This window comes from Geodermatophilus sp. SYSU D00758, from assembly GCF_054049955.1.
In genome coordinates this window covers 1-11,319 of sequence record NZ_JBJGYK010000001.1, presented here as the reverse complement: position 1 = coordinate 11,319, position 11,319 = coordinate 1, and the positions used below count along the sequence as shown (strand labels likewise).

The 11,319-nt window shown below is 76.0% G+C and carries 13 protein-coding genes; 10 read left to right on the top strand and 3 right to left on the bottom strand.

The window, feature by feature from the left end:
- Window positions 1-24: 24 nt before the first annotated feature.
- Window positions 25-804 carry a phosphate ABC transporter ATP-binding protein PstB gene (pstB, locus tag ACI8AC_RS00065; RefSeq protein ID WP_456894033.1) on the top strand — a complete coding sequence of 260 codons (780 nt, stop codon included), beginning with the start codon at window positions 25-27 and terminating at the stop codon, window positions 802-804.
- A gap of 198 nt (window positions 805-1,002) precedes the next feature.
- Here the strand turns inward: pstB and ACI8AC_RS00060 are convergent, their stop codons facing one another.
- The gene (locus ACI8AC_RS00060) at window positions 1,003-1,266 is read right to left on the bottom strand and encodes a hypothetical protein (protein ID WP_456894031.1); all 264 of its coding nucleotides are present in this window, start codon (window positions 1,264-1,266) and stop codon (window positions 1,003-1,005) included.
- 236 nt (window positions 1,267-1,502) lie between these two features.
- Between ACI8AC_RS00060 and ACI8AC_RS00055 the strand changes: the two genes are divergently transcribed.
- The 6 genes from ACI8AC_RS00055 (at window position 1,503) to ACI8AC_RS00030 (ending at window position 7,009) form a co-directional block, all read left to right on the top strand.
- Window positions 1,503-3,413 (top strand): S9 family peptidase, encoded by a 1,911-nt coding sequence (locus ACI8AC_RS00055; RefSeq protein WP_456894029.1) that lies wholly within the window; start codon window positions 1,503-1,505, stop codon window positions 3,411-3,413.
- The gene (locus ACI8AC_RS00050) at window positions 3,410-3,874 is read left to right on the top strand and encodes a DUF1810 domain-containing protein (RefSeq protein WP_456894027.1); all 465 of its coding nucleotides are present in this window, start codon (window positions 3,410-3,412) and stop codon (window positions 3,872-3,874) included. The genes ACI8AC_RS00055 and ACI8AC_RS00050 overlap by 4 nt, the downstream gene beginning before the upstream one ends.
- 29 nt (window positions 3,875-3,903) lie before the next feature.
- Window positions 3,904-4,941 carry a glutathione S-transferase family protein gene (locus ACI8AC_RS00045; RefSeq protein WP_456894025.1) on the top strand — a complete coding sequence of 346 codons (1,038 nt, stop codon included), beginning with the start codon at window positions 3,904-3,906 and terminating at the stop codon, window positions 4,939-4,941.
- The gene (locus ACI8AC_RS00040) at window positions 4,938-6,059 is read left to right on the top strand and encodes an alkaline phosphatase (RefSeq protein WP_456894659.1); all 1,122 of its coding nucleotides are present in this window, start codon (window positions 4,938-4,940) and stop codon (window positions 6,057-6,059) included. Before ACI8AC_RS00045 ends, ACI8AC_RS00040 begins: the two co-directional genes overlap by 4 nt.
- A gap of 121 nt (window positions 6,060-6,180) precedes the next feature.
- Window positions 6,181-6,741 (top strand): AMIN-like domain-containing (lipo)protein, encoded by a 561-nt coding sequence (locus ACI8AC_RS00035; RefSeq protein WP_456894023.1) that lies wholly within the window; start codon window positions 6,181-6,183, stop codon window positions 6,739-6,741.
- On the top strand, window positions 6,641-7,009 hold the full coding sequence (locus ACI8AC_RS00030; RefSeq protein WP_456894021.1) for a DUF7668 domain-containing protein: 369 nt from the start codon (window positions 6,641-6,643) through the stop codon (window positions 7,007-7,009). The genes ACI8AC_RS00035 and ACI8AC_RS00030 overlap by 101 nt, the downstream gene beginning before the upstream one ends.
- A 30-nt stretch (window positions 7,010-7,039) precedes the next feature.
- Here the strand turns inward: ACI8AC_RS00030 and ACI8AC_RS00025 are convergent, their stop codons facing one another.
- Window positions 7,040-7,780, bottom strand: a complete 741-nt coding sequence (locus tag ACI8AC_RS00025; protein WP_456894019.1) for an alanyl-tRNA editing protein — start codon at window positions 7,778-7,780, stop codon at window positions 7,040-7,042.
- 113 nt (window positions 7,781-7,893) lie between these two features.
- Between ACI8AC_RS00025 and aztD the strand changes: the two genes are divergently transcribed.
- The 3 genes from aztD (at window position 7,894) to ACI8AC_RS00010 (ending at window position 10,851) form a co-directional block, all read left to right on the top strand.
- On the top strand, window positions 7,894-9,240 hold the full coding sequence (gene aztD / locus ACI8AC_RS00020; protein ID WP_456894017.1) for a zinc metallochaperone AztD: 1,347 nt from the start codon (window positions 7,894-7,896) through the stop codon (window positions 9,238-9,240).
- On the top strand, window positions 9,237-10,130 hold the full coding sequence (locus tag ACI8AC_RS00015) for a metal ABC transporter substrate-binding protein (protein ID WP_456894015.1): 894 nt from the start codon (window positions 9,237-9,239) through the stop codon (window positions 10,128-10,130). Before aztD ends, ACI8AC_RS00015 begins: the two co-directional genes overlap by 4 nt.
- Before the next feature lie 100 nt (window positions 10,131-10,230).
- Window positions 10,231-10,851, top strand: a complete 621-nt coding sequence (locus tag ACI8AC_RS00010; protein ID WP_456894013.1) for an antibiotic biosynthesis monooxygenase — start codon at window positions 10,231-10,233, stop codon at window positions 10,849-10,851.
- Window positions 10,852-10,887: 36 nt separating this feature from the next.
- Here ACI8AC_RS00010 and ACI8AC_RS00005 read toward each other — a convergent pair.
- Window positions 10,888-11,319: acyl-CoA dehydrogenase family protein (locus ACI8AC_RS00005; protein ID WP_456894011.1), on the bottom strand; the 432-nt coding region annotated here is incomplete at its 5' end.

Here is an 11,319-nt window from a genome sequence, read left to right as displayed (position 1 = left end):
ACCGACCAGAGAGGACCCACCTTCGTGGCCAAGCGCATCGACGTCTCGGACCTCAACATCTACTACGGCAACTTCCTCGCCGTCGAGGGTGTGAACGTCTCCATCGAGCCGCGCAGCATCACCGCCCTGATCGGCCCCTCCGGGTGCGGGAAGTCGACCTTCCTGCGGACCCTCAACCGGATGCACGAGGTCATCCCGGGGGCCCGCGTCGAGGGCAAGGTCGTCATGGACGGCCACGACCTCTACGGCGCCGACGCCGACCCGGTCGACGTCCGCCGCCAGATCGGCATGGTCTTCCAGCGGCCCAACCCGTTCCCCACGATGTCGATCTACGAGAACGTCGCCGCGGGGATGCGGCTTAACGCCCGGCGGATGAAGAAGTCCGACATGGACGACCTCGTCGAGCGCTCGCTGCGCGGGGCGAACCTGTGGGAGGAGGTCAAGGACCGGCTCGACCGGCCGGGTTCCGGCCTCTCCGGTGGCCAGCAGCAGCGGCTGTGCATCGCCCGGGCGATCGCGGTGGAGCCCGACGTCCTGCTCATGGACGAGCCCTGCTCGGCGCTGGACCCGATCTCCACGCTGGCGATCGAGGACCTGATGACGGAGCTCAAGGAGCGCTACACGATCGTCATCGTCACGCACAACATGCAGCAGGCCGCGCGGGTCAGCGAGTCCACCGGCTTCTTCAACCTCAACGGGGTGGGCCAGCCGGGCCGGCTGATCGAGTTCAACCCGACCGAGAAGATCTTCAGCAACCCGGACCAGAAGGCCACCGAGGACTACATCTCCGGCCGCTTCGGGTGAGCCCGGCCGGCCCCTGACGGGGTCGGCCGCCGTCCGGGGGGGGGGGGGCGGGGCGGGGGGGGGGGCGGCCCCCGCGGGTACCGGCCGCGGGGGGGGCGGGGGCGGCGGGGGGGGGCGGGGGGGGGGCTGGGGGGGCGGGGGGCGGGGGGGGGGGGGCGGGGGGGGGGGCCCCGCCGGCCCCCGCCCCGCCCCGGGCGCTCAGCGGAAGAGGTCGGGCAGGTCGGCCAGCAGGTCGACCAGGCCCCGGGAGTCCCCGCCCGACCGCCAGCGGCGGGCCGGTCGCTGCGAGGGGCGCCGCACCAAAACCCGGATGCCGAGCGCCAGCAGCAGGAGGGCGACCACGGCCGACCCGGCGGCCGCGGGCACCGACGGCTGGCGCCCGACGGCGAACCCGATCGCCGCCAGGGCCGCGGCCACGGCGGCGAGCACGGCGACGGCCCCGGACACGATGCGCAGCAGCACGGTTCCCCTCCTGGACGGGCGGCGGCGCACCGTGGCACGGACCGGCCGCCCCCGGAAGGGGATCGCGCGCGGCACCCGTACCCGCGGTGATCACGGGGATCCGTCCCGCGTCCCCGGCGTGCCGCCACGCCCACCGCCACGCCCGCCGCCACGCCCCGCTCTGCTGAGCAGGCCGAACGCGCACACCCCGGGGGCGCACCGCGGTGGGGCGCCGGGGAGGGTCTACCGTCCCGCGGGTGCACGACGGAGGACTGAGGGAGACGGGCGGGGTGCGCCCGACCGCCGCGGAGGTCGAGGAAGCGGTCGAGCTGGCCGCCGACCTCGTCGACGCCTGGGGCAGCTGGGGCCCCAACATGACCCCGGACGCCACCCGCGTGGCGTTCATCTCCGACCGCTCCGGCGTCCCGCAGCTCTACATCCAGGACATCGTGCTCGACGGGCCGCAGCCCCCGGCGCGCCACGTGCCGCTCTCCGACGACCCGGTGCTCGAGGTCCGGTGGGCGGCCGACAGCCGCTGGCTGGCCTGCGAGGTGGCCACCGACGGCGGCGTGCGGACGGCGGTGTGGGTGGTCCGCCCCGACGGCAGCGAGGCCCGCCGCATCGCCGGTGACGCCGGCGAGCACGCCGAGCTGGGCCCCTGGACGCGCAGCGGCCACCGCTTCGTCGTCACGTTCCCGGGCGCCACGCCGGGCAGCCCGACCACCTCCTACCTGGCCGACCCGGCGACCGGCCGGCTGGACTGGCTGGCCGAGGGTGACCACATCCACGTGCTGGACGTGTCGCTGGAGGAGCGGTTCCTGGTCATCCGGGACGGCGAGCGCGGCCAGCAGTTCGTCGTCGTCGTCGACCGGCTCACCGACGAGGACTTCAGCGCCCTGCCCGCGGGCGCCACCGGCTCCACCGACGTCGCGCTCATCCGCCCCGCGCCCGACGACCACAGCGGGCCGGTCTACGTCTACCTCGCCTCGGACGTCGGCCTGCCCCGGCGCCAGCTCATCGGCCTGCCGTTCGGCCCCAACGGCTACCGGGGCGAGGCCCGCACGCTGGCCGCCCGCGACGACGCGGAGCTGGAGTGGGTGGACGCCGACGACGCCGGCCGGCTGCTCCTGCTGGTGTGGAACGTGGCCGGGTCCAACGAGCTGGAGCTGTTCGACACCGCCACGCGGGAGCGCACGCCGATCCCCGGGCTGCCGGGGCTGGTCGCCTCCGACCCGGTGCTCAGCCGCGACGGCAGCAGCGTGGTGCTGGGCGTGCAGGGCCCGCTGCGCCCGCGGGAGCTGTGGCACCTGGACACCGCCACCCACCACTGGACCCGCGTCACCGCCGCACCGGACCTGCCCGCCCGGCTGCTCGTCGTCCCGACGCTGGAGACCTTCACCGGGGTCGACGGGCTGCCGCTCACCGGCTGGCTGTACCGGGCCGCGCACACCCCCGGCCCGGCGGTGGTCTACCTGCACGGCGGGCCGGAGGCGCAGGAGCGCCCCATGTTCTCCCCCCAGCACCAGGCCCTGGCCGCGGCCGGGCTGACGGTGTTCGCGCCGAACATCCGCGGCTCGTCGGGCTTCGGCCGGGAGTTCGTGCACGCCGACGACCTCTACCAGCGCTACGCGGCCTTCGACGACGTCTGCTCCGCGGCCCGGCACCTGGTCGAGGCCGGGATCGCCGACCGCGACCGGATCGCGGTCACCGGCCGCTCCTACGGCGGCTACCTCACCCTCGCCATGCTGGCCTTCTTCCCGGGGACCTTCGCCGCGGGCGTCGACGTCTGCGGCATGAGCGACCTGATGACGTTCTTCCGCGACAGCGAGCCGTGGATCGCCTCGGTGGCGGTGTCCAAGTACGGCCACCCCGAGCGGGACCGCGCGCTGCTCGAGCACATCTCCCCGCTGGCCTCGGCCGACCGGATCGACGTCCCGCTCATGGTGGTGCACGGCGAGCACGACACGAACGTGCCGATCGGCGAGGCCCTCCAGATCGTGGACGCGCTGCGCGCCCTGGGCCGGCCGGTGGAGTACCTGGAGCTGCCCGGCGAGGGGCACGACTACCGCCGCGCGGACTCCCGGCGGCGGCTGTACGGGGCGATGGTCCGGTTCCTCGCCGAGCACCTGTCCGGGCCGTGCGAGCGCACCGCGGAGCCGGCCGCGTGAGCAGCGGGGTGGGCGGGGACGGCTTCGACCTCGACCGGTTCGTCCGGGCCCAGGACGGCGGGGTGCACGAGCAGGCGGTCGCGGAGCTCCGGGCCGGCGCCAAGCGCGGCCACTGGATGTGGTTCGTCTTCCCGCAGGTCGCCGGGCTGGGGCGCAGCGCCACCGCGCAGCACTTCGCGATCAGCGGCCTCGACGAGGCGCGGGCCTACCTGGCCCACCCCGTGCTCGGCCCGCGGCTGGAGGAGGCCGCGAGGGCGCTGCTGGGCGTCCCCGGGCGCAGCGCGGAGCAGGTGCTGGGGCCGGTCGACGCGCTCAAGCTGCGCTCGTCGATGACGCTGTTCGCCGCGGCCGACCCCGGCCGGGCCGTCTACGGGGAGGTGCTCGACCGCTTCTACGCCGGGGAGCCCGACAGCGCCACCACGTCGCGGATCCGAGCCGGCGACCCGGACCGGCGCGCGTAGCCGGGGAGCGGCCCGGGCAGAGTGGGGGCATGGGCGAGGAGAACTCCGGGTCGGGCTACGTCACCGGTGGCGAGTACGAGCGGGACCAGAGCTACCTGACCGACCGCATCACCGCGGACGGGTCGGGCGACTGGCCCGTGGAGGCCGGCCGCTACCGGCTGGTCGTGGCGCGCGCCTGCCCGTGGGCGAACCGCGCGATCATCGTGCGCCGGCTGCTGGGCCTGGAGGAGGCGATCTCCATGGGCCTGTGCGGGCCGACCCACGACGAGCGCAGCTGGACCTTCGACCTCGACCCGGGCGGCCGCGACCCGGTGCTGGGCTACGAGCGGCTGCAGGAGGCCTTCCTGGCCCGCGACCCGGGGTACCCCAAGGGCATCACGGTGCCCACGATCGTCGACGTCCCCTCGGGGCAGGCGGTCACCAACGACTTCGCGCAGATGACCCTGGACCTCTCCACCGAGTGGACGGCGTTCCACCGCGACGGCGCCCCCGACCTCTACCCCGAGAAGCTGCGCGACGAGATGGACGAGGTCATGCAGCGGGTCTACACCGAGGTCAACAACGGCGTGTACCGGTGCGGGTTCGCCGGCTCGCAGGAGGCCTACGACCGGGCCTACGACCGGCTGTTCACCGCGCTGGACTGGCTCTCGGAGCGGCTGGCCGACCGGCGGTACCTGATGGGCGGCACGATCACCGAGGCCGACGTCCGGCTGTTCACCACCCTGGCCCGCTTCGACGCCGTCTACCACGGCCACTTCAAGTGCAACCGGCAGAAGCTGACCGAGATGCCGGTGCTGTGGGCCTACGCCCGCGACCTGTTCCGGACCCCGGGGTTCGGCGACACCATCGACTTCCCGCAGATCAAGGAGCACTACTACGTCGTCCACACCGACATCAACCCGACGCAGGTCGTCCCGCAGGGGCCGGACACCTCGGTGTGGCTGACGCCGCACGGCCGCGAGGAGCTCGGCGGGTCCCCGTTCGGCGACGGCACCCCGCCCGGTCCGCCGCCGGAGGGCGAGCGGGTGCCGGCCGAGCACGGCCCCGGCGGGGTCGGGCACCGCTGAGCCGCGCCCGACCGGCGCTCGCCGCGGCGGCCGCCGTCCTGCTGCTGCCCGCCTGCTCCGCCGACGCCGACCCCGCGCAGGGGCCCGGCACCGCCCCGCGGAGCGTCGTCCTGGTCGTCGGGGACGGGATGGGGGCCGCGCACGCCGAGGCGGCCCGGCTGGCCCTGGCCGGCGCCGACGGCGAGCTGGCCATGGGCTCGCTGCCGGTGGCCGGGTCGCAGACCACGGTCCCGGCCGACCCGTCCTCGACGGTCACCGACTCGGCGGCCGCCGCCACCGCGTGGGCCACCGGGGAGAAGACCGCCAACGGCGCCCTCAGCGTCGGCCCCGACGGGGAGCGGCTGACCCCGCTCGGCCGGGAGGCGGCCGAGGCCGGGCTGGCCACCGGCCTGGTGACCACCTCGGCGGTCACCGACGCCACCCCGGCGGCGTTCTTCAGCTCCGTGCCCGACCGGCAGGACCAGGACGACGTCGCCGAGCAGTACCTGACCGCGGCCGGCCCGTCGGTCGTCCTCGGCGGCGGCGCCGGCGTGTGGGACGACGACCTGCTCGACCGCGCCGACGCCGAGGGCGTCACCGCGGTCACCGACGCCGACCGGCTGGGCTCGGCCGAGGGCGACCGGCTGCTCGGGCTGTTCGCCGAGGGGCCGCTGTACGGGTCCCCGGAGCCGGCCGTGTCGCTGGCCGAGCTGACCCGCGTGGCCCTGGACCGGCTCTCCGCCGACCCGGACGGCTTCTTCCTCGTCGTGGAGGAGGAGCGGGTCGACGAGGCCGGGCACGCCAACGACGACGACGCGCTGCTGGCGGCCATGGAGTCCCTCGACGGGGCGGTGGCGGTCGCGCGGGAGCACGCCGAGGACCACCCGGGCACGCTGCTGGTCGTCACCGGTGACCACGAGACCGGGGGGCTGGCCGTGGAGGACGCCGGCCCCGGTGCCGACGACGCGATCCCGGTCGCCGGCGACGACGACCGGGCCGTCGACCTCGACTGGAGCACCGAGTCGCACACCGCGGCGCCGACCCCCGTCACCGCCCGGGGCCCGGGCAGCCAGCGGCTGTCGGGCACGTACCCGAACACGCGCCTGCACGAGGTCCTGCGGGAGGTCCTGCTCGGCTGAGCCGAGCTCGGCGCGCCGCTGCCGGGTGCGGTCACGACCTCGTCGGGGAACCGTCACACGGCCGCCACGGCGACCGCCGCGAACGGCGGTATGCAGAGGACCCGTGGACGAGGAGGTCCCCGTGCGCCGCCTGCTGACCGTCGTCTCCGCCGTCCTGCTGGCGCTGGGCACGACCACCGCCCTGGCCCCGGCCGCCGCCGCGACGACCTGCCCGGTCCTCCCCTGGGGGTCGCTGCCGGAGGTGGCCGGTGACCTGGCGGCCGAGCCGGTCGCCGACGTCCGCACCGGCCGGCACCCGTGCTTCGACCGGGTGGTGTTCGACATCGGCGGCCCCGGCCCGCACGCCTGGGACGTGCGCTACGTCGACGTGGTGCACCAGGCCGGTTCCGGCTTCCCGCACCCGGTGCCCGGCGGGGCCGTGCTCTCGGTGCGGCTCGGTCACCCGGTGCACGACCGGTCCGCCGGCGGCCTGCTCGTGTTCGACGAGCCGGCCGGCCCGGTCGCCGACGTCGGCGGCCACGACACGCTGCGCGCCGTCCACCTCGTCGGGTCCTTCGAGGGTCAGACGCAGTTCGCCGTCGGTGTCCGCGCCCGCCTGCCGGTGCGGGTCTTCGCCCTCGACGGCCCCGGCGCGGCCTCGCGGGTCGTCCTCGACGTGGCCCACCGCTGGCACGCCTGGTGAGGTCGCCGAGGCCGCGCTGAGAGCCGACGCCGACCTGTCGCTGTGGATCCGGCACTACGGCGGACGCGGTGCCACGATCGTGCCGTTGCCGGAGGAGGCCCGGGAGCACGCGACCGCCTTCGAGCCCCCCGACGGGCCCGGGCGGTGGCTCGTGGTGGTGGACCTCCGGACCGCCGAGGAGGGCCGCAGCGACCTCTCCCTCGAGGGCGTGGTGGTCGAGACCGACGCCGGCCCGGTCGTCGGGGTGCACGACGTCCACGCGCTGTAGCCGGTCGACGCCGGCCGGGCGGCGCACCGCTCAGACGATGCGGATCCGCAGCCGGCGGAACCCGCGGCCCTTGTTCTCCATCTTGGTGACCTCCACCCGGCCGACCATCGACGTCGACGCCACGTGCGTGCCGCCGTCGGCCTGGGTGTCGAGACCGACGATGTCGACGATCCGCACCACCTCGATGTCGGGCGGCAGCAGGTTGGTCGCGGTCCGGATGATGTCCGGGATCGCGAACGCCTCCTCTCGCGGCAGCGTCCTCACCTCGATGCGGCGGTCGGCGGCGATCTCGGCGTTCACCGCCTCGGCGACCCGCTCCTTGAAGTCGGCCGGCACCTCGGCGAGGTCGAAGTCCATCCGCGCCGTCATCGGCTCCATGTTGCCGCCGGTCACCAGCGCCCCGAAGTCGCGGAAGACCACCCCGGTGAGCACGTGCAGCCCGGAGTGGGTGCGCATGAGCGCGGTGCGCCGCTCGTCGTCGAGCGCCCCGCGGACCGCGGTCCCCGGCGGCGGCACGGGATCGCCCTCGACCGGGACCAGGTAGAGCTCGTCGCCCTTCCGGGTGCCGGCGATCCGGGTGCGGACGCCGCCCCAGAGCAGCACCCCCTCGTCCGGCGGCTGGCCGCCCCCACCCGGGTAGAAGGCGCTGCGGTCGAGCACGATGCCCCGCTCGGGGTCGGCGGCGACCACGGTCGCGGCCCACTCGCGCACGGTGGCGTCGGCGAGGTCGAGGCGGTGGGTGTGGCCGTGCCGGTCGCTGTCGCGGATCACGCACCGCATGCTGCCCGGCCGGGCGCCGGCCCACCACACCCCTCGTACTGAGAACGATTCTCGTTGTTGATAGCGTGGCCGCGTCCCTCGCCCGTCGACCACCAGGAGTCGCCGTGAACCGCCCGTCCCCCGGCCCCCGGCGCGCGCCGGTGCTGGCCGCCGCCCTCCCCCTCGCGCTGCTCGTCGGCTGCGCCTCCGCCGACGGTGGGGAGGCGGCCGCCGGCTCGCCCACCCCCACCGACGAGCGGGCCGAGCCCGCGGTCAGCGAGGTCGGGGCCGGCAGCCCCCGCCTGGCGATCACCTACGAGGGCGGTGTCCAGGTGCTCGACGGCACGACGCTCGAGGTCCTCGCCGACGAGCCGCTCGACGGCTTCAACCGGCTCAACCCCGCCGGGGACGGCCGCCACGTGCTGGTCTCCACGCAGGGCGGCTTCCAGGTCCTCGACGCCGGCGCCTGGGCCGAGCCGCACGGCGACCACTCGCACTACTACACGACCGAGCCGGGGCTCACCGACGTCGTCATCCCGGCCGAGAGGCCGGCCCACGTCGTCGTGCACGCCGGCCGCACGGTGCTCTTCGACGACGGCACCGGGGAGGTGACCGCGTTCGACAGCGCCGACGTCGCCGACCCCGACCGCGAGGTCCGCGAGGTCAGCACCCCCGAGGCGCACCACGGCGTCGCCGTCGAGCTCTCCGACGGCAGGATGCTCGTCTCCGACGGCACCGAGGAGGAGCGCTCCGGCGTCCGGGTCCTGGACGCCGAGGGGGCGGAGACCGCCGCCCGCGACGACTGCCCCGGCGTGCACGGCGAGACCGTGGCCGCCGACGAGGCGATCGTCATCGGCTGCCAGGACGGTGCCGTCCTGTACACCGGCGGCGAGCTCACCAAGATCCAGAGCCCGGACGGGTACGGCCGGATCGGCAACCAGTTCGGCACCGAGGACTCGCCGATCGTGCTCGGCGACTACGAGCGCAGCGCGGAGGACCGGTCCAGCACCGTCGCGCTCATCGACACCACCGCCGCGCAGATGCGCCTGGTCGACCTCCCGGCGCCCTACTGGTACCGCTCCTTCGGCCGCGGGCCGAACGGCGAGGGCCTGGTCCTCACCTACGACGGCGCCCTGCAGGTCGTCGACCCGGCCTCCGGCGCGGTCACCCGGTCCATCCCCGTCACCGGGCCCTGGGAGGAGTCGGAGGACTGGCAGGACCCCCACCCGCAGGTGGTCGTGGTCGACGGCACGGCCTACGTGACCGAGCCCGCCACCCGGCAGATCCACGCCGTGGACGTCGAGGGCGGCGAGGTCTGGAAGAGCGCCGACCTCGAGGTGACGCCCAACGAGCTCACCGGCGTCTCCGGGGACGTCGAGGAGGGCGCGGAGCACGCGCACGAGGGCGACGACCACGGCGACGAGGGGGCGCACGGGGGCGAGATGCAGCACGGGGAGGACGGCGGCGCATGACCGTCCCGCGCTCCCGCGTCGCCGGACCCACCCGGGCGCTCACCGGCGTCCTCGCCGGCTGCCTGGTGGCCGCACTGGCCGGCTGCACCGGCACGGCGGCGCGGGGCGCGGACGGCACCGTCGACGTCGTCGCGACGTCCTACCCGCTCCAGTGGCTCGCCGAGCAGCTGGCCGGCCCCGACGTCCGGGTCACCGGCCTGCTGCCCCCGGGCGGGGACGTGCACGGCTTCGAGCCCGATCCGCGGCAGGTCACCGACCTGGTCGAGGCCGACGTCGTCGTGCACCTCTCCGGGGGCCTGCAGCCGAGCCTCGACGAGGTGCTCGCCCAGGACCCGCCCGAGCGGCTCGTCGACGCGGCCGCCGTGGCCGACCTCGACGGCGACCCGCACGTCTGGCTCGACCCGCAGCGGCTGGCCGCCGTCGCCGAGGACCTCGAGGCGGCGCTGGCCGCCGCTGCGGCGCCCGGCTCCGCCGACGACGTGGCCCGGCGCGGTGCCGGGCTGCAGGCGACGCTGGAGGCCCTCGACGCCGACTACGCCGCGGCGCTCGCGCCGTGCCGGGGGGCCACGCTGGTGACCGCGCACGAGGCCTTCGGCTACCTGGCCGAGCGCTACGGCCTCCGGCAGGTCGGCATCGCCGGGATCGACCCGGGTGTCGAGCCCACGCCGGCCCGGTTGCGGGAGGTGGCCGGCGTCGTCCGGGAGGCCGGCGTCCGCACGGTGTTCTTCGAGGCGGCCACCGCGCCGGCGGTCGCCCGGACGCTGGCCGAGGAGACCGGTGCCGGCACCGACGTGCTGCACCCGGTCGAGCAGGTCGCCGAGGGCGAGGACTACCTCGGGCTGATGCGGGGGAACCTCGACGCCCTGCGCCGCGGTTTGGTCTGCGGGTGAGCGGGGGGCCGGGGGCTTTGCCGGCGCCCCGCTGCCGAGGACCCTGTGCCCCGCGGCGGACGCCGCAGGGGCGCCGCCGCGGCTCGAGAGGAGTGGTGGCATGTACGCCCGCTCGAACACCGTCCACGGGGACCCCGCGTCGGTGGACGCCGGCATCGCCCACGTCCGCGACGAGGTGATGCCCCTGCTGACGGGGATGGACGGCTGCATCGGCCTGTCGATGCTCGCCGACCGGGAGACCGGCCGGTGCATCGTCACCTCCGCCTGGCGCGACGAGGAGGCGATGCACGCCAGCGCGGAGGGCGTCCGCGAGTCGCGCCGGCGCGCGGCCGAGGTCTTCGGCGGCACCCCCGAGGTGCGGGAGTGGGAGATCGCGGTGCTGCACCGGGCGCACGAGGCCCCCGAGGGCGCGTGCACGCGGGTGACCTGGACCCGGTTCGACCCGGAGCGGACCGACGAGATCCTCGACGTGGCGCGGACGGCGGTGCTGCCGCGCCTGGAGGAGTACGCCGGGTTCTGCAGCGCCAGCACCCTGGTCAGCCGCGGCGAGGGCATGGGGGCGACGGCGGTGACCTTCACCGACCGGGCCGCGATGGAGGCCACCCGGGAGCAGGCGCGGGCCACCCGGGACGAGCTCGCGACGAAGCTGCACATGGCGGTCACCGACGTCGGCGAGTTCGACCTCGTGCTCGCCCACCTGCGGGTGCCGGAGACCGTCTGAGGAGGCCCCGGTGGCGGCCCGCGGGCCGCCCCGGGCTCACACCACCCGGGTGAGGGCGGGCCAGAGGTCGTCGGGGCCGCCGCTGAGCAGGGCGACGCCGAGGACCTCGGCCCAGGTGCGTTCGTTGCCGCCCTCGTCGCGCCAGGACCACAGCCGGCGGGTGAGGTGGTGCAGGCGGTGTTCCTGGGTGAAGCCGATCGCGCCGTGCACCTGGTGGGCCAGCGCGGCCACGGTGGTGGCGGCGGTGCCGGCGCGGACCTTGGCCGCGGCGGCGGCCGGGACCGGGTCGGCGCCGCGGTCCAGGGCGGCCACGGCGGCGTCGACCAGGGCGGCGGTGGCGGTGACCTCCCCGGCCATCACCGCGGCGTGGGTCTGGATGGCCTGGAAGGCGCCGATCGGGCGGCCGAACTGGTGGCGCTCGGCGGCGTAGGCCACCGTCCAGGTGAGCACCTGCTCGCAGGCGGCGGC

Bases quoted from the DNA above. Each gene is read 5' to 3' on its own strand.
- ACI8AC_RS00045 (WP_456894025.1), top strand. From the start codon at position 3,904: ATGGGCGAGGAGAACTCCGGGTCGGGCTACGTCACCGGTGGCGAGTAC.
- ACI8AC_RS00015 (WP_456894015.1), top strand. From the start codon at position 9,237: ATGACCGTCCCGCGCTCCCGCGTCGCCGGACCCACCCGGGCGCTCACC.
- ACI8AC_RS00010 (WP_456894013.1), top strand. From the start codon at position 10,231: ATGTACGCCCGCTCGAACACCGTCCACGGGGACCCCGCGTCGGTGGAC.